The sequence below is a fragment of the Plantibacter flavus genome (assembly GCF_051487245.1).
Lineage (GTDB): Bacteria > Actinomycetota > Actinomycetes > Actinomycetales > Microbacteriaceae > Plantibacter > Plantibacter flavus_B.
Map to the genome: position 1 here is coordinate 339395 of NZ_JAHVDH010000006.1, position 14899 is coordinate 354293.

A 14899-nucleotide genomic window follows, 5' to 3' on the forward strand; every position below is an offset into this window, starting at 1 on the left:
GGAGCATCCGCCGGCGCACATCCGCCGCATCATCGAGGGACGAGAGCATGGGAGCGTTACGGGTCGCCGCAGGTCCCTGGTACCAGTTCGAGGACCACGAGCTGGATCTGCTGCGCCTCACCATCATCGAGCGACTCCTGGCACGGCGACCGGTCATGCTCCACATCCATCGCGCAGGCTCGGCCGGCCGGATCGACAGTGTGCTCATCGTTCCGGAGACCGCGGTCGCGTTCTTCTTCGACGCGGCCGAACTGCCCCCGCTCGACCGGGCTGACGTGCGCTGGATGCTCGACGAGCTCGAACTCACCGGGGCGCTCCGGTGTGCAGCGGCCTGACGCGACCGACCGGCATCCGCCGCGCTGGGCTGCGCCGTGCGCGCGCGTGCGGTAGGTTCCAACTCAACGATCAGCCGCGGGACGAGAGGAGACGGCACGATGGGAAGCATTCTGTACGGCAGCGCGCAGGAACCGATCACGCTCGACGACGAGACCCTGGCGTATGTGAAGACGATCGCCGTGATGAAGCTCCGTCGCAACGAGTCGTTCCTGCTGTCCTGGCAGCCCGCAGGTTCCGGGCGTGCCTCGGTGTGGCTCCATCCGGCGATCAGCCTGCAGTTCCGGTTCGAGCATCCTGAACTCCCCCAGCTCGATCGGGACCGCCTCGAGCGCCTGATGCAGCAGACCAACCAGACCGGTGATCTGCATGTGCCGTCCGAGGAGCCGATCGGCTGAGGCGTCGCCTGCCGCGCTGCACCGGGCCGGGTACAGTAAGCCTCTATGGGGCACCTCGTCTACGGACACGACAAATTCGAGATCGAAGATCGGCTACTCGCTCACCTGCAGCATGTGATCGTCGCGAAACTGCGCAAGCAGGAGGCGTTCCTGTGCTCGTGGACCGTCGAGCCGGCCCAGGGCTCCGGCCAGATCGCCATCTGGATCGACGCCGGCCTGCCGCTCACCTTCCGGTTCGACGGTTCGCGTCCGATCAGCATCAACCGCACCTGGTTGAACGCGATGGTCGAGCGCTCGTACACGACCGCGGGCCTGGAGCTCATGCCGGAGAGCGAGTACCCGGAGACCCCCGCCTCCTGACCGCTCGCGGGCAGGGAACGGGTTCAGAGCCCGAGGATGTCGGTGAGTTCCCAGTCCGTCATGTCGAACGGACGCGCCGATTCGCCCGCGTTCCAGGCGGCGTCCGGTACCTCCTCCGAGGTGAGCAGCACGGTGACACCGGGGCTCACGAGGACGCTCACCTCGACGTCGCCCACGACCATCACCTCGACGAACCGCCCTCCGCTGCGGACAGCGTCCTCGGCGGATTCCTTCAGTGCGGCGATCTCCGTGCCCTCGACGAGCTCGTAGGACGCCCGACCGATCGTGAGTGTGTTCCGCAACATCGTTCGCGCCCCAGCCTGTCGGTCTCGTCTTCTGTCCGTTCGAGGTTTCGACGCTACGCGCCGACCCGGCAACCACACAGGGCTTGACGCTCCGCGCCGAGTGTGAGGGGGCTCGGCATCGGCCCATCAGCTGGTCTGCGCCTCCTGGACGCTCGCGACCTCAGCGTGAATGCGACGGAGGGCGAAGAGGATGCTCTCGCTCGCCGGGTCGTCACCGGGTTCTGGTTCGCCGGCGTCGGCGCCTGCGGAGTCTCCGTCCCTGATCACACGACGCAGCCCGCGGAGCGTCCGGTCCGATCCGGCGAGCGCCTCGCCGCGCTGCTGTTCGTCTTCGGCGGCGATCAGATCGGCTGCGGCCTCGATCGCGTCGGCGAGGGCACCGACGGCGTTGTCCGGGAGCTCGACGGCGACCGGCAGCCCCCAGAGGGCGGCGCGCAGCGAGTCTCCGATCTCGAGCACCGGAGGGGCCATCTGCTGCAACATCTCCAGCTGCCCCTCGTCGGTCCGCATGTCGTGGCGGTTCCATCTGGCACGAGGGTTCGCGCGGCGGCTCTCCTTGGCGTCTCGCACGCGGTCGCGGGCGGCGTCGAGGTCGCGCCGGATCTCCGAGGCGGCCGGCTCCCAGGCCGGCGGGTCGTCGGATTCACGGGGGCTGTCGGAGCGGAGCGCGCCAGCCATCGCGCGCAACGCGTCGGCCATCCGTCCGCGCGCCGCAGCGATCCCCGCGGTCGACTCGCGGACGTACAGCGGCGGCATGATGAGCACGTTGACGAGCAGCCCGACGCCGACGCCGAGCGCCATCTGCACGAGGTAGCCGATGGAGAAGTCGTTGGCGTCCGCGCCACCGATGATGATGACGAAGAGCGCGGCGATCGGCACGTAGTCGCGCCCCTGTCCGAGCCCGGGCAGTCCGGCGAGGAGCGTCCCGAGCCCGATCGCGAGCGCCACGGACGCCCACCCGGGCAGCGGGGAGACGATCAGGGCCCAGGCGAGCCCGATGCCGACCCCGAGACCGATGAGCGTCTGCACGCTGGATCGGACGGAGTCCATGAGTGTCGGCGTGAGGCTCACGAGCGCTCCGAGGGGCGCGTAGTAGGAGAAGTCGCCCAGTTCGCCTGGGAGCAGGCTTCCGAGGAACCAGGCAGTGGTGGCGGCGACCGCCGTCTTGCCGGCGAGCATGAGCCGCCAGGGACGCACCGCGGGCGCCACCCACGTCGTGAAGCGGCGCGCCGCCGATCGGGGCACGCCGCCCGGTGCACTCCCGAGACCCTTCGCCTGCACGGGCCCTCCATTCCTGCCTCAGTCGATCAGACGGGTGATGCTGCGCCGTCAAGCCCCTCCGGTCGCAGCAGTCCTGCGCCTAACGTGGCCGTGGTCATCATCGATGACGTCGACCAGGAAGGAACCGAGCATGACGAACGCATCATCGCACCCCGACGCAGGCTCATCGCGCCCAGACGCCGAGGACATCCCCGACGGCTCCGGCTCCGACGGCAGCGCGCCCGAGGAGGGCGAGGACACCGCGTCCGGCGGCGGCGCCGACGAGTAGGCTCCACCGGAACCGACCCGCGCCCCGTTCTCGGACGGCGGCGCGGGTCGGTGGTTCAGCGGGTCTTCCCGGCGGTGCGGTTCTCCGAGCTGATCATCCAGGCGAACTGTTCGAGTTTCTCGATCACCGCGTGCAGGATGTCCGCGCTCGTGGGGTCCTCGTCGTCGACCTCGTCGTGCACCCGGCGCATCGTCGCGACGGTCGCTTCGAGCCGCACGGTGATGAGGTCGATCGTCTCCGAGGTGTCGATCTCGCCCTGCGGGTACTCGGGAAGCGTGGTGGTCTCGGCGACGATGTCGCTGCGGCCGTCTGGCACGGCGTGCAGCGCGCGCATCCGTTCAGCGACGGTGTCGCTGAACTCTCGAGACGCCTCGATGATCTCGTCGAGCTGGAGGTGCGTGTCGCGGAAGTTCCGGCCGACGACGTTCCAGTGCGCCTGTTTCCCCTGGATGCCCAGTTCGATGAGGTCGACGAGCACGGCCTGCAGGTTCTCGTCGAGCTGCTTGGACGCGACGAAGCCCTGCTCCGCGTTCTGCCGACGGGTGGTCTTGGGCCCTGATCCGCCCGGGGCGGAGCGGTTCGTGGACGTGCGCTTCGTGGTGGTCTTCTCTGCGGTTGCCATGCTCAGCAGGCTACGTCCGTGGGACTGTGGACCACCGACCCTTGACATCCGCGCGTCCTCTCGCGTGCTTGCACGAGAGGCCGGTCATATCTGCCATTGGGTTTTCTCCGCAAGTCGCCCTATGGTGAAGCATCACGGGCAACACGGCAACACGGGAGACGAGTTCACCGATGGGAAAACTGATCTACGGTTCAGAGGTTTCGATCACCTTCGAAGACCGCCTGCTGGCGCACCTGCAGTTCGTCATCGGCGCGAAGCTGCGTCGCAACGAGGCGTTCTACTTCGGCTGGAAGGACGATCCGCGCGCGGGCGACGGTCGGAGTGTCATCTGGATCCACCCGGCCCTGCCGCTGCGCTTCAAATACTCCGGCAGCATCCCGATCGAGCTCAACCGTTCCTGGATCGAGGCACTCAACGTGACCGCCAACTCCGCGCACGGCTTGTCCGTCGTCGCGGAACCCGCCCCGAGTCGAGCCGGGCAGCTCGCATGAGCCGCATGGAGATCGTCTACCAGGGCCTGCCTTACTCGCTGGCCGTGTCGGACCCGGACGCATTCCGCGCGGAGGTGCTGGAGAGCATCAGCTCCGGCGTGTACCGCTGGTTGGAGGTCGACCGAGGCGAAGGGCTTCTGGAGCCGGTCACCATCCTCATCGGACCGGGGATCGGCATCGCGATGGGCACCCCGGACGGACCGTCGCAGGACATCCACAGTGTGCCCCCGATCGGCGTCGACGAGACTCGCGACGACGACGAGTCACCCGACGGCCTTCAGGTGTCTTAGCGCACCCGATCCCCCGAAATCAACACTTCGGGGCAGAATGCTCGTCTGTCTAGACTTCTTCAGCGGACAGTGACACGGGCCTCCAGCCCTGCCGCTCGACGCCGGTGAACTCGTCCGGCGCCGATCGACGGAGGCCCGCAGAAGGGCACGCAGTATGGGCACGATCGTCTACGGGACCAGTGAGCAACGGTTCGTCCTCGACGACCGAACGCTCGCGCATCTGAAGACGATCACGCTCATGAAGCTGCGTCGGAACGAGTCGTTCTCGATCACGCTGCGCGACTCCTCCTCGGACCACGGCCGCGTGACGCTCTGGCTGCACCCTTCGATCCCCCTGCAGTTCGCCTTCGACACGGACGAGACCTTCGACATGGACCGGCCGCTGCTCGAAGAGCTCATGCACGGCGCCAACGGCGGAGAGCTCACCGTCCGCTGACCGCGCTGAGTCGCCCGAGAGTGCACGAAACAGGAGGGCTTTCGTGCAGTTCCGGGCGACTCGGTCGGGTCAGCTCACTCGGAAGCGCGCGGAGCGGAGCGCGGATGGACGGGATGAGGCGTCGACGAGATCGAGCAGGAATCGAGAAGCACCGTCGAGGTGGCGCGGGTAGCGTGATGCTCGAACCAGCACCCACCGAGGAGGAACCGTCATGGCCGAGACCACGAAGTCCACGAAGAGCGGCTTCACCGCCGAGGAACGCGCGGCGATGAAGGAGCGCGCGAAGGAACTCAAGGCGTCGGAGAGCCGCGCCGAGGCCCGGAAGACCTGCGAGGACGCCATCGCCGAGATGGACCCGGCAGACCGCGCCATCGCAGCGCCACTCCACGAGTTGATCCTCGGCGGCGACTTCGGCCTCGACGCGAAGACCTGGTACGGCATGCCCGCCTACGCGAACGCCGAGGGCAAGGTCGTCGTCTTCTTCCAGCCCGCCGCGAAGTTCAAGGCTCGCTTCTCCACGCTCGGGTTCAACGACACCGCCACGCTCGACGACGGCGACCTCTGGCCGACGGCCTTCGGCATCGTCGCGTGGAACGACGCGGTCGCGAGCCGCGTGTCGGACCTCCTCACCCGCGCCGTCTGACGCACTGAGTCGCCCGAATCGGTCCGATTCCGGCCCGATTCCGTGCCTTTCCGGGCGACTCAGCCGCGGTAGTGCTGCTCACCGACGGCCGCCTTCGCGACGACGTCGGCGATCCGGGCGGCTCGGGTGGCCGGCGTCTTGATGGCGTTCAGCCGGAAGAACACCCGGAAGCGGTCGGTGCGGCGGAGCGAGGCGAAGTACGCCGCAGCCTCGGGGTTCGCGTCGAGCGCCGCCTGCAGGTCGTCGGGGCAGACCGCGTCCTTCTGCCGGTATGCGGCATCCCAGCGACCGTCGGCCTGCGCGCGCTCCACCTCGGCCAGGCCTCCGGCCCGCATGCGCCCCTCGTCGACGAGCCGGGCGACGTGCTCCTGGTTGATCTGCGACCACGGGCTGTCCTTCCGGCGGGGTGTGAACGCCTGCAGGGAGTAGTCGTCGTCGAAGCGCTTGCTCTGGCCGTCGATCCAGCCGTAGCAGAGCGCCACGTCGAGCGCTTCCGACCAGGTGATCCCGGGCGCCTTGGAGGTCTTCTTGCGCAGCTTCAACCGCACGCCGTCGTCGCTCGGATCGTCCGCCAGGTAGTGCTCCCACTGCTCCAGCGTGAGGTCCAGGATCGGTTTCTCCTCGAAGCTCGCCACAGCGAGAGGCTACCGCGGACCACCGTCACCAGGGGCTCCGGAGGGCGGACTCCCCAGCCGCGGCGGTCTCAGCCGGCTGGCAGCACCCGTGGGCCGGACGCGCGCGCTCGGAGGATGGCCGCGCCACCTGCAGCGATCGCGACGACGGCGCCGTAGACGAGAACCGTCGTGTGCAACCCGACCGCGGCGGTGAGGACACCTGCGAGGACGGCGGGGACCCCGAACGACAGGTACGCGACGATGTAGAGCGAGGCGAACAGTTCGGCCCGCTCGTGCAGGGCGGCCAGGGGGATGAGCGAGGCGATCGTGCCCATGAACGCCGTGCCGAAGCCGGTGCCCGCGATGACGATGGCGGCGATGGCGACGGGCAACGACGCGGTGACGAGCGCGACCAGCAGCAGCACGGTGCCCACCGACAGGGCGCTCGCCCCGTAGACCGCGGCGACGATCGGTCGACGGCGGTGGAGCACGAACGCCGCGACCGCACCGGACGCAGGGAGGAGACCGATGACGAGCGCTCCACCGAGCTGTCCGTCGACGCCGAGCTCCGTGTGGACGATGGTCGGACCGAGCGACAGGAACAGCCCACCGGTCGCCCACCCACCGAGCACGATCGGCACACTGATGCCGAACAGTCGCCGCGCGGCCGGGGGGACGGCGGCCCGCGGACGCAGCGCCCGAGCCCAGCCCGCCGTGCGTGGAGAGGTCTCCGGGACGAACCAGACGAGTCCGGCGATCACGAGGTAGGCGACGACCAGGGGCAGGAACGTCCAGCTCGCGGCGTCCGCCACGGTCTGGAGCAGGAGACCCGCGATGATCGTGCCCAGCGCCAGACCCGACATCGGCGCCATCGTGTTGACGAGCGTCGCGAGCTGCGGCCGGCGCGGTGGGGCGAAGTCGGCGATGGTCGCGGAGAGTGTGGAGATGAGCGCCCCGCTGGCGAGCCCCTGGACGACCCGGGCGACGTACAGGGCGGTCCCCGAGTCCACCCGCCACAGCAGGAACACGCTCACCGCCAGGAGCACGAAACCGACGGCGATGACGGGTCGACGGCCGAGATGATCGGAGATGGAGCCGATCGTGAGCAGCGCGACCAGGAGGGCGAGGGCGTACAGCGCGAACGCGATCGTGACGCCGATCGCGCCGATCCCGAGCCGCTCCTCGAGCGCGGGGTAGAACGGCGACGGAGCGCTCGCGCCGGCGAGCATGAGCGTGCTCGCCACCCCGGCGAGCGCGAAGCCGAAGCCACGACGCACGCGCGGTGGCGTCGTCGTCGGAGCCGTCGTCGGAGCATGTTCGGCGGGTGCCTGCACCGCCCGTGCGGTGGGGATCGTCTCAGTCGTCACGGATTCGGCCGCCCTTCAGTTCCAAAATCTTCGAACGGTGCGACGATACTCGCCTGGCGGCGATAGTTCAACTATTATCGAACCATGCCGACGCCCGCTGACCTCACGCACCCCGAGCGCGACGCGATCGACCTGGGCGCCGTGCTCTTCGCCCTGAGCGATCCGGACCGCCTCGAGATGGTGCGCCAGCTGCGCGACGGACCGATGGACGCCGCGAACTGCACCGCTCTCGACCCGTCGATCCCGAAGTCGACGAAGTCGCATCTCATGAAGGTGCTCCGCGAGGCCGGCGTCATCAGGAACGAGCCGAACGGACGCAATCGCACGCTCACCCTGCGGCGCGGCGACCTCGACGCCCGGTTCCCCGGCCTGCTCGACTCGGTGCTCGACGCACGCTGAACCGCCGCCCTGGACTCGTCAGGATGTCGGGAGCGTAGCTTTCGCAGGTCGACCGGACACGGCGAGCAACAGCTCGATCGCGTCACCTCGCACCTCGGGACCACTCCCCCGCGCGATCCCCGCATCGGCGACGACGAGCCGCAGACCGCGGACCCGTTCCTTGCCGCCTCCCATCCTGACACTGGTCCGCACCTGGTAGTCGAGCGCTGCGACGACGGCGTCCACCGGGTACGCCGACGCGATCCCCAGTGGGCGCCGGATGTCCTCACCGTGCACGAAGGACTCGACGAGACGCGTCGCGAGGTCGCCCGGCGGCGTCCGCGTGAGATCGGCTGCGTCCGCGAGTGCCGCGAGGGTGTCGGCCGGCCGACTGCGGCGTTCGCGGACGATCCCCCGCTCGTTGTCGCGGTCGAAGTCGAAGCGCGCCGCGAGGAGGCGCCCGGCGAACGAGAGCCTCGTCGTCTTCGCGGAGTCGACGAGGTGCGCGACGACGTCATGGACACTCCAGCCGGGGCACAGTGACGGCGACGCCCACTGGTCTTCGGTCAGGCCTTCGAGGTCGGCGACGAGCGCCCGTCGCTCGGATCGAACGATCGGCCAAACGGTGCGTGCGGTGGTCTGCATGATTCCATCCTGCCGTGGGGAGCAGGACCCGCGCCTGGAGCAGGCGCCACTCAGAGCGGGTGCTGTTCCAAGCGGTGGAAGTTCCGGTTCTGATAGACGAGTGCCGGCGACTCGGAGCCGGGCGGGATGACGTCGAGCACCTCGGCGATGACCAGCATGGAGCTGCCTGCCGGGACCGTCTGCGCGATCCGAGCCCGGAGGATCGCCCGCGCATCAGGCAGGTAGGGCTCGCCGGTTTCGAGGCGGGACCAGCCCTGCTCGGGCGTGAATCGTGGCTCCCCCGTCTTGGCGAATGCGCGTGCCACATCGAGGTGGTGATCGGCGAGCAGGTGGACGACGACGACGCCTGCACCGAGGAGCCCTCCGGCGGATCCCGTCGCCCGCGTCACCGAGAACGAGAGCATGGGCGGGTCCACCGCGACGGACGCGACCGATGATGCTGTGAGTCCGACGTCGCCGCGATCGGTCGCCGCGCTGATGAGCGCGACACCCGCCGGGTGATCGCGGAACGCCGCCTTGAAGCCGTCGACCGTCGCCGCAAGGTGGAGTGCGGCCGGATCCGCGGACGGCGTGGTGGGAATCGTCATGTTCCAACCGTAGAACGTCAAGTGTGCTTGAGGTCAACTCCGCCCCTGCGAAGGTGCCCCGAACCGCGTGCTCTGCGATTCGGGCCGCCTTCACATTTGCGGAACCCGACTCGTTATGCGTCGTGTCGGCGCACAGTCGCGCGCAAGTACTCAGCATGCTCGTAAATGCTGTCCAACGTCTCAAGCGCATGCTTGGTTTCGACCTTGTCCTCATCGAACAAGCCCAGGTACTTCTGCTTCTTCCCGTTAAACCAGAGCCGAGCGATCGGTTTCCGATTGTTGTCGTCGAGCAGAACGGCGAAGTACGATTTGGCGTCGCGGTGGACGATTCGCTCCGGCTTGACCTCACTGCACGCGATCGCCTTAACAATCTGGTATCCCTCGAGCTCTTCCAGCGTCGTTTCGATCTCGGTGTCACGGTCGAGGTCATTCTCCGCAATCGGTGCGCTTGTGACCGTCTCTGGTCGCGCTTCGGCCCCGAGGGGCGCCGTGTACGACGCCCCGAGTGCCGTCTTGAGCCGATCGTTTACCTGCTCGTTCAGGAACTGCTTCGACGCCTTCCCAACCAAGCTGGTGAATTGAACGCGTGCGTCCTGGGTGAACCGGCCGTCGTAGACGCGGGAGGTAAACAGACGGACGAAGTCTTCCTCCGGCTCACGGAACTGCGCCGCGATCGCCCGCTTCAGTGCACCGACGTATTTCAGCTCTTCCGCAGCACTGATCACCGAGTCAAGGTCGAAGACTTCCTTCGTCAGCTTTCGCAGCTCCGGCAGCAGCGTCTCATCAATATCCGCCAGATCCAGCACGAGGAACGGCCGGTCATCCATCTTATTCGGCGCGTCGAGGTCGGTGTAGAAGTTGTAAACCTCACCATTCGTGAGGACGGCGATGCGCGCGTTGGTCACCGAAAAGTACCGGAAGAGCTGGGAGGCATGTTCGATGCGGAGCGGGTCGGTCGACTTCTTGCACTCGATCAGAATCTGGACTTCACCGTCGCGCACGATGGCGTAGTCGACCTTCTCACCGCGCTTCACACCCACATCGGCAGTGAACTCCGGCACGACCTCGAGGGGGTTGAAGACGTCGTAGCCGAGAATCGTCGAGATGAACGGCATGACGAAGGCGTTCTTCGTGCCCTCCTCCGTCTGGATCGCCTCACGCTGATTCCGAACCTTCGTCGCCAACGCGGCGAGACGCTCTTCAAATTCCACTTTTCCTCCTGGGTCGTTTTTAGATTAGTCGGTGAACCGACCCGTTTCGCCAAAGAGACGGGCGCCGTGTCGACTCGCGCCGCGCGAGACAGTGCACCGGACCGAGGCAGGTGCTTGAGCCTGCCGAAGCCCACCTCCTGGCCAACTTGCGTTGGATAAAAACGCAGATCAAACCCACATTTCCTTCCTTCTCCAGTGTCGGTGGTTGGTGTTTGGATGGAACCATGACCAGCACCGCACCGAACCCACTCACCGCCGTCGCGGCCGGGTTCGGCACGGTGTGGGCGGGCGCGCTCGATCCGATCCGGCCGGGCGCCGACATCTCCCAGCAGATCGAGAACATGAACGACGAAGCCGTCGTGCGCGTCCTCGACGCCCTCGGTGCGGCGCAGCAAGCGCTCGATGTCCTCGCGGCCAGGATCACCGGCTCGATCGCTCTCCGCTCTGCACCGAATCGCGGAGCCGACCGCCTCACGCGCCGCGCCGGCTACGCGAACGCCGGCGTCATGGTGTCCGAACGGTGGCGGGTGAACAGGGGCCGCGGGGCCAGCATCGCCGAGGTCGGCCTGGCCATCACCCCCACCCGCGGCTTCCTCGGCGAAACCGAGGAATGCGCGTTCCCCGACATCGCCGCCGCCCTCGACGCCGCACCAGAAGCCCCCGGAGACACCTCCGGGTGCTTCCCACCCCGACCAGCGCTCACCGTCGACGCCGCCGCGATCATCCTCCGCGAGGTCACGAGCACCGCCCGCATCTGCAGCAGAGACGCCGTCCGAGCAGCGACCGGCGTCGCAATCGAACACAGCATCGGTGCTCCCCTCCACGACGTCACCCGCATCGCGAAGCTCGTCCGCACCCGCCTCGACCAGGACGGCCTCGAACCCCGCGACGACCTCCTGCGCATGTCGGAACACTGCACGATTCGCGAGCTCCCGAACGGCATGACCCGACTCCAGGCCGACCTCGCCCCCGAGAACGCAGCCTTCGTGAAAGCCGGACTCGACGCCCTCGTCAGCGCAGCGATCCGCCGCCCCACCTTCGTCGACCCCGACACCCTGCCAGCACCAGACCCTGCAGCAGGGCTCCCCATGCCCGAGGGAGTCTCGATCCGCTCCATCGAACGCCGCCGCGCGATCGCCCTCGCCGACGTCTTCCGCCACACCGCAGGCTGCCGCAACGCCGCCACCGACCTCGCACCCGTCAGCATCGTCGTCCGACTCGACAAGGCGACCCTCGAACACGACCTCGGCGCCGCCCACATCGACGGCATCGAGGAACCCATCGGCGCCGGAGCCGCCCGCCGGCTCGCCGCCGACGCCCGCATCATCCCCATGGTCCTCGGCGGCGCATCCCAGATCCTCGACCTCGGCACCGGGGCCAGGCTCTTCTCCACAGCCCAGAAGCTCGCGCTCGCGGAACGCGACGGCGGCTGCGCCTGGTCCGGCTGCACCCACCCACCCAACTACACCGAAGCCCACCACCTGAAGTGGTGGTCACGGGGAGGAACGACCGACCTCGACAACGGCATCCTCCTCTGCTCCTTCCACCACCACCGCATCCACGACGACCACTGGGAGATCGAGGTCCAGAACGGCGTGCCCTGGTTCACCCCACCCGCCATCATCGACCGCACACGCACCCCCATCCGCGGCGGCCGCATCCGCCTCGCCGCCTGAACACGGTCCCGACGATCCCACTGACTCGCCCGAATCTGTCCGAAAACGGGCGCTTCTTGCGCCGAACCGGGCGACTCAACGCCCAGGGTGAGCTACTCGAACATCTCGGCGAGGAGGGCGTGCGGGTCGCCCTCGACCCGGTGAGCCGACACGCCCTCCGGCCAGAACGTCACGCCGTCATCGTCCCAACACGGCACGACGTGTAGATGCAGGTGCGGCACACTCTGCCCCGCATCGACCCCCGACGCACTGAGCACCACGACACCCGTCGCATCGAGAGCCGCCTTCATCGCGCGACCCACCCGCTGCGCGAGGGCGATCGTCGCCTGCAACGATCGCGGATCGGTGTCGAGCAGGCCGACGCTGTGCGCACGCGGGACCACGAGCGTGTGCCCGGGCGCGAGCTCCGACGCCGGAAGCGGGCGGAACGCCACAGCCTCAGCCTCGCGCTCGACCCAGACCGTGTCATCCGACTCTTCAGTGATGATGCGGCAGAAGGTACACGGCTCGGACATCGTTCCATTGTGGCTGCTCACCCCACTGAATCGCCCGGAACGGCACGAACATCACCGATTTCCGGACGTTTCCGGGCGACTCAGCCAGACGGCACACCCTACGATCGAGACGATGACGACGAACCCCGCTCCTCCCGCGTGGGCCGCCTGGCTGGAACGCCGACAGGTGCTCCTCTGCCTCGGCGCCATCGCGCTGGGGGCGGCACTCGGCCTCACGATCCCCGGCTCGCCTGCCGCGGCGGTTGCGATCACCCCGATCCTCGGGCTGCTGCTGTTCGCGACGTTCCTGGCGGTGCCGCTCGCCGACCTCGCCCGGGGCTTCCGCGACACCCGCTTCCTCCTGACGCTCTGCGTCGTCGACTTCGTCGTCGCACCGCTTCTCGTGTTCGGGCTGTCCCGCTTCGTCGCAGACTCAGACGCGCTGCTCATCGGCCTGCTACTCGTACTCCTGACCCCCTGCGTCGACTATGTGATCGTCTTCGCCGGTCTTGCAGGCGGTTCGAGCGCTCGCCTGCTCGCGGCGACGCCGGTCCTCATGATCGCCCAGCTCCTGCTCCTCCCGGTGTACCTGACATTGTTCGGCGGGCCGACGCTCGTCGCGCTCGTCGACCCTGCACCGTTCGTCGAGGCCTTCGTGTTCCTCATCCTCCTCCCCCTCCTCACCGCGACGGTCGTCCAGCTCGCCGCCCGCCGCTCCCGGGTTGCCGTCGCTCTCATGTCGATCATGCAGACGGCACTCGTGCCCCTGATGCTGGCGACGCTCCTGGTCGTCGTCGCCTCCCAGATCCGCGGTGTCGTCGGGCAGGTCGGCGCGCTTCTCGTCGTCCTCCCGCTCTTCATCGTGTTCATCGTCGTGATGGTGCCGGTCGGTGCGCTGGCCGCTCGCGTCGCCCGTCTCGATGTGCCCGGAGCGCGGGCGGTCACCTTCAGCGGCGTCACCCGGAACTCGCTCGTCGTCCTCCCGCTCGCGCTCGCCCTGCCCGCGCATCTCGCCCTCGCGCCGATCGTCGTCGTCACCCAGACACTCGTCGAGCTCCTCGGTCTCGCCGTGCTCGTCCGCCTCGTGCCGCGACTGATCCGCAGCCGCGAGCGACGCTGAGACACCGGCATCGTTCGCCCGCACCGATTGGGCGCACGCGCGATAGCCGACGACGGCGCACCGGGCAAGCCCGGCCGACGATGAGACGAGTGCGACTAGCGTCCACAGCATGAGCACACGAGAGCACGACAGCGCTGACGACGGTCGGCACGACCAGTTGACGACGGCCCCGAAGTCGACCGAGGCGGATGCCGCGCCTCGCATCGACGTGACCGATCAGGGCGACGGCGTGAAGCGCATCGACATCCGCGACGACGCAGCGGTGCGCCCCGGAACCGACCCCGACGACTGAGCCGCCCGGATCGGCTCGGTTCTCGCCCAAAACGCGACGGTTTCGGGCGACTCAGCGCAGACTGGCGCGGTCTCTGGCGCCACGAAGCAGGCGAGGCCCGACGACCCAGATGGCGACGACGACCACCGCGACTCCCGATCCCGCCCAGATCCCGGCCGGCGGGGCGAGCACGAAGTCGAAGACGAAGAGTACGATTCCGGCGAAGAGCACCGACGCCGCAGCGAGGCACACGAGCAGGACGCCGCTCGCGGCACGGACGAGTTCCGGTTTCTCCCGCCGTGCGAAGACGAGACGGTGCAGGATCACGGGCGCGAGGGCGAGCAGCGTCACACCGACCGCGAGGAGCACGAGCACGAGGTAGAGCGCGTGATCGAACGCCGTCAGCTCGGTGAACCGCGGCTGGAACGGCAGGGTCAGCAGGAAACCGGCGAGGATCTGCGTGCCCGTCTGCAGCACGCGGAACTCCTGCAGGAGCTCCGACCAGTTGCGGTCGGAGCGCTCATTCGGGGTCTCGTCGCGGCCGTCTCCCGGCCGTGCGTCCTCCTCGCCGCCGTCCGTCATCACACCTCGCGGTCTGGGGTCTCCAGCACGTCCGGCTCGTCGGCGGTGTCGTCCTCGGGGTCGTCGGGCACCTCGGTGGGCGGGATGCCGGCGTTGAGGTCGGGGTCGATGCCTTCGGCGCTGACGCCGGGGATGTCGCTCATATCGGTGCCTCTCCTGTTCGATGGTGCTGCAACCGTACGCACCTGGGCCACGCCTGCGCCCCGGCTTGACAGACGCGCCGCGACCCGCAGCGTCGCTCAGTCCTCCCGCAGCATCGAGATCAACTCGTGCTTCCGCTTGTCGGAGTAGCCGCTCAGTCCGAGTTCCTTCGCACGCTTCCGCAACTCTGGGACGGTCCAATCGTCGTAGGAACCCGCTTCACCGCCCTTCGCACCGATCACCGACCGACCCTGCTTCGCGGCGGCATTCGAGATGCGGGCGGCCTTGCCCTTCGAAGCCCCGTCGTCGCGCAGCTTCTCGTACAGCTCGGGATCCTTGAGCGACGGGTTCTGCTTGTCCGGCATGGTGTCCTCCTGGTGTGACTC

The 14899-nt window shown here is 68.2% G+C and carries 24 protein-coding genes; 12 read left to right on the forward strand and 12 right to left on the reverse strand.

Features of this window, described 5'->3' with window-relative positions; genetic code table 11:
* Nucleotides 1-47: 47 nt before the first annotated feature.
* The 3 genes from KXS11_RS17060 (at nucleotide 48) to KXS11_RS17070 (ending at nucleotide 1091) form a co-directional block, all read left to right on the forward strand.
* Nucleotides 48-335: a DUF7882 family protein gene (locus tag KXS11_RS17060; RefSeq protein ID WP_437386853.1), complete on the forward strand. Its 288-nt coding sequence runs from the start codon at nucleotides 48-50 to the stop codon at nucleotides 333-335.
* 99 nt (nucleotides 336-434) lie between these two features.
* Nucleotides 435-731, forward strand: a complete 297-nt coding sequence (locus tag KXS11_RS17065) for a DUF7882 family protein (protein ID WP_437386854.1) — start codon at nucleotides 435-437, stop codon at nucleotides 729-731.
* Nucleotides 732-776: 45 nt separating this feature from the next.
* Nucleotides 777-1091 (forward strand): DUF7882 family protein, encoded by a 315-nt coding sequence (locus KXS11_RS17070; RefSeq protein WP_437386855.1) that lies wholly within the window; start codon nucleotides 777-779, stop codon nucleotides 1089-1091.
* A 23-nt stretch (nucleotides 1092-1114) separates the two neighbouring features.
* Here the strand turns inward: KXS11_RS17070 and KXS11_RS17075 are convergent, their stop codons facing one another.
* Nucleotides 1115-1396 carry a hypothetical protein gene (locus tag KXS11_RS17075; protein ID WP_437386856.1) on the reverse strand — a complete coding sequence of 94 codons (282 nt, stop codon included), beginning with the start codon at nucleotides 1394-1396 and terminating at the stop codon, nucleotides 1115-1117.
* A 126-nt stretch (nucleotides 1397-1522) separates the two neighbouring features.
* The gene (locus KXS11_RS17080) at nucleotides 1523-2677 is read right to left on the reverse strand and encodes an FUSC family protein (protein ID WP_437386857.1); all 1155 of its coding nucleotides are present in this window, start codon (nucleotides 2675-2677) and stop codon (nucleotides 1523-1525) included.
* Between the two features lie 130 nt (nucleotides 2678-2807).
* Between KXS11_RS17080 and KXS11_RS17085 the strand changes: the two genes are divergently transcribed.
* Nucleotides 2808-2945: a hypothetical protein gene (locus KXS11_RS17085; protein ID WP_437386859.1), complete on the forward strand. Its 138-nt coding sequence runs from the start codon at nucleotides 2808-2810 to the stop codon at nucleotides 2943-2945.
* A 55-nt stretch (nucleotides 2946-3000) separates the two neighbouring features.
* Here KXS11_RS17085 and KXS11_RS17090 read toward each other — a convergent pair whose 3' ends face one another.
* Complete coding sequence (locus tag KXS11_RS17090) at nucleotides 3001-3567, reverse strand: Dps family protein (protein ID WP_437386861.1); 567 nt, start codon at nucleotides 3565-3567, stop codon at nucleotides 3001-3003.
* Nucleotides 3568-3737: 170 nt separating this feature from the next.
* Between KXS11_RS17090 and KXS11_RS17095 the strand changes: the two genes are divergently transcribed.
* The 4 genes from KXS11_RS17095 to KXS11_RS17110 all read left to right on the forward strand — a co-directional run bounded on the left by KXS11_RS17095 (nucleotide 3738) and on the right by KXS11_RS17110 (nucleotide 5427).
* Nucleotides 3738-4058, forward strand: coding sequence for a DUF7882 family protein (locus KXS11_RS17095; RefSeq protein WP_437386862.1), 321 nt, complete (start codon nucleotides 3738-3740; stop codon nucleotides 4056-4058).
* Nucleotides 4055-4348 (forward strand): hypothetical protein, encoded by a 294-nt coding sequence (locus tag KXS11_RS17100; RefSeq protein ID WP_437386863.1) that lies wholly within the window; start codon nucleotides 4055-4057, stop codon nucleotides 4346-4348. The genes KXS11_RS17095 and KXS11_RS17100 overlap by 4 nt, the downstream gene beginning before the upstream one ends.
* Before the next feature lie 154 nt (nucleotides 4349-4502).
* Nucleotides 4503-4784: a DUF7882 family protein gene (locus KXS11_RS17105; RefSeq protein ID WP_437386864.1), complete on the forward strand. Its 282-nt coding sequence runs from the start codon at nucleotides 4503-4505 to the stop codon at nucleotides 4782-4784.
* A 211-nt stretch (nucleotides 4785-4995) separates the two neighbouring features.
* Nucleotides 4996-5427 carry a hypothetical protein gene (locus tag KXS11_RS17110; protein ID WP_437386865.1) on the forward strand — a complete coding sequence of 144 codons (432 nt, stop codon included), beginning with the start codon at nucleotides 4996-4998 and terminating at the stop codon, nucleotides 5425-5427.
* A gap of 59 nt (nucleotides 5428-5486) precedes the next feature.
* Here the strand turns inward: KXS11_RS17110 and KXS11_RS17115 are convergent, their stop codons facing one another.
* Nucleotides 5487-6062 (reverse strand): YdeI/OmpD-associated family protein, encoded by a 576-nt coding sequence (locus KXS11_RS17115; RefSeq protein WP_437386867.1) that lies wholly within the window; start codon nucleotides 6060-6062, stop codon nucleotides 5487-5489.
* Nucleotides 6063-6130: 68 nt separating this feature from the next.
* Nucleotides 6131-7408 carry an MFS transporter gene (locus tag KXS11_RS17120; RefSeq protein WP_437386868.1) on the reverse strand — a complete coding sequence of 426 codons (1278 nt, stop codon included), beginning with the start codon at nucleotides 7406-7408 and terminating at the stop codon, nucleotides 6131-6133.
* An 84-nt stretch (nucleotides 7409-7492) separates the two neighbouring features.
* Here KXS11_RS17120 and KXS11_RS17125 point away from each other — a divergent pair, with 84 nt between their 5' ends.
* Nucleotides 7493-7807, forward strand: coding sequence for an ArsR/SmtB family transcription factor (locus tag KXS11_RS17125; protein WP_437386869.1), 315 nt, complete (start codon nucleotides 7493-7495; stop codon nucleotides 7805-7807).
* An 18-nt stretch (nucleotides 7808-7825) separates the two neighbouring features.
* Here the strand turns inward: KXS11_RS17125 and KXS11_RS17130 are convergent, their stop codons facing one another.
* The 3 genes from KXS11_RS17130 to KXS11_RS17140 all read right to left on the reverse strand — a co-directional run bounded on the left by KXS11_RS17130 (nucleotide 7826) and on the right by KXS11_RS17140 (nucleotide 10229).
* The gene (locus tag KXS11_RS17130) at nucleotides 7826-8431 is read right to left on the reverse strand and encodes a maleylpyruvate isomerase family mycothiol-dependent enzyme (protein ID WP_437386870.1); all 606 of its coding nucleotides are present in this window, start codon (nucleotides 8429-8431) and stop codon (nucleotides 7826-7828) included.
* Nucleotides 8432-8481: 50 nt separating this feature from the next.
* Entirely contained in the window at nucleotides 8482-9018 is a 537-nt protein-coding gene (locus tag KXS11_RS17135) for a flavin reductase family protein (RefSeq protein ID WP_437386872.1), read from the reverse strand.
* A gap of 113 nt (nucleotides 9019-9131) precedes the next feature.
* Nucleotides 9132-10229, reverse strand: coding sequence for a type I restriction endonuclease (locus KXS11_RS17140; protein ID WP_437386873.1), 1098 nt, complete (start codon nucleotides 10227-10229; stop codon nucleotides 9132-9134).
* Between the two features lie 224 nt (nucleotides 10230-10453).
* On the opposite strand from KXS11_RS17140, the gene KXS11_RS17145 reads away from it, so the two are divergent.
* Nucleotides 10454-11905, forward strand: a complete 1452-nt coding sequence (locus KXS11_RS17145) for a DUF222 domain-containing protein (protein ID WP_437386874.1) — start codon at nucleotides 10454-10456, stop codon at nucleotides 11903-11905.
* A gap of 92 nt (nucleotides 11906-11997) precedes the next feature.
* Here the strand turns inward: KXS11_RS17145 and KXS11_RS17150 are convergent, their stop codons facing one another.
* Nucleotides 11998-12420, reverse strand: a complete 423-nt coding sequence (locus KXS11_RS17150) for an HIT family protein (protein ID WP_437386876.1) — start codon at nucleotides 12418-12420, stop codon at nucleotides 11998-12000.
* A 112-nt stretch (nucleotides 12421-12532) separates the two neighbouring features.
* Between KXS11_RS17150 and KXS11_RS17155 the strand changes: the two genes are divergently transcribed.
* Together KXS11_RS17155 and KXS11_RS17160 are read left to right on the forward strand one after the other, a co-directional pair.
* Nucleotides 12533-13519: an arsenic resistance protein gene (locus KXS11_RS17155; protein WP_437386877.1), complete on the forward strand. Its 987-nt coding sequence runs from the start codon at nucleotides 12533-12535 to the stop codon at nucleotides 13517-13519.
* A 109-nt stretch (nucleotides 13520-13628) separates the two neighbouring features.
* On the forward strand, nucleotides 13629-13811 hold the full coding sequence (locus KXS11_RS17160; protein WP_437386878.1) for a multidrug transporter: 183 nt from the start codon (nucleotides 13629-13631) through the stop codon (nucleotides 13809-13811).
* 51 nt (nucleotides 13812-13862) lie between these two features.
* Here the strand turns inward: KXS11_RS17160 and KXS11_RS17165 are convergent, their stop codons facing one another.
* The 3 genes from KXS11_RS17165 to KXS11_RS17175 all read right to left on the reverse strand — a co-directional run bounded on the left by KXS11_RS17165 (nucleotide 13863) and on the right by KXS11_RS17175 (nucleotide 14878).
* A complete protein-coding gene (locus KXS11_RS17165) occupies nucleotides 13863-14372 on the reverse strand; it encodes a DUF6328 family protein (RefSeq protein WP_437386879.1) in 510 nt (169 codons plus the stop codon).
* Nucleotides 14372-14515: a hypothetical protein gene (locus KXS11_RS17170; protein ID WP_437386880.1), complete on the reverse strand. Its 144-nt coding sequence runs from the start codon at nucleotides 14513-14515 to the stop codon at nucleotides 14372-14374. Before KXS11_RS17170 ends, KXS11_RS17165 begins: the two co-directional genes overlap by 1 nt.
* A gap of 96 nt (nucleotides 14516-14611) precedes the next feature.
* Nucleotides 14612-14878 (reverse strand): DUF7218 family protein, encoded by a 267-nt coding sequence (locus tag KXS11_RS17175; protein ID WP_437386881.1) that lies wholly within the window; start codon nucleotides 14876-14878, stop codon nucleotides 14612-14614.
* Between the last annotated feature and the right edge of the window lie 21 nt (nucleotides 14879-14899).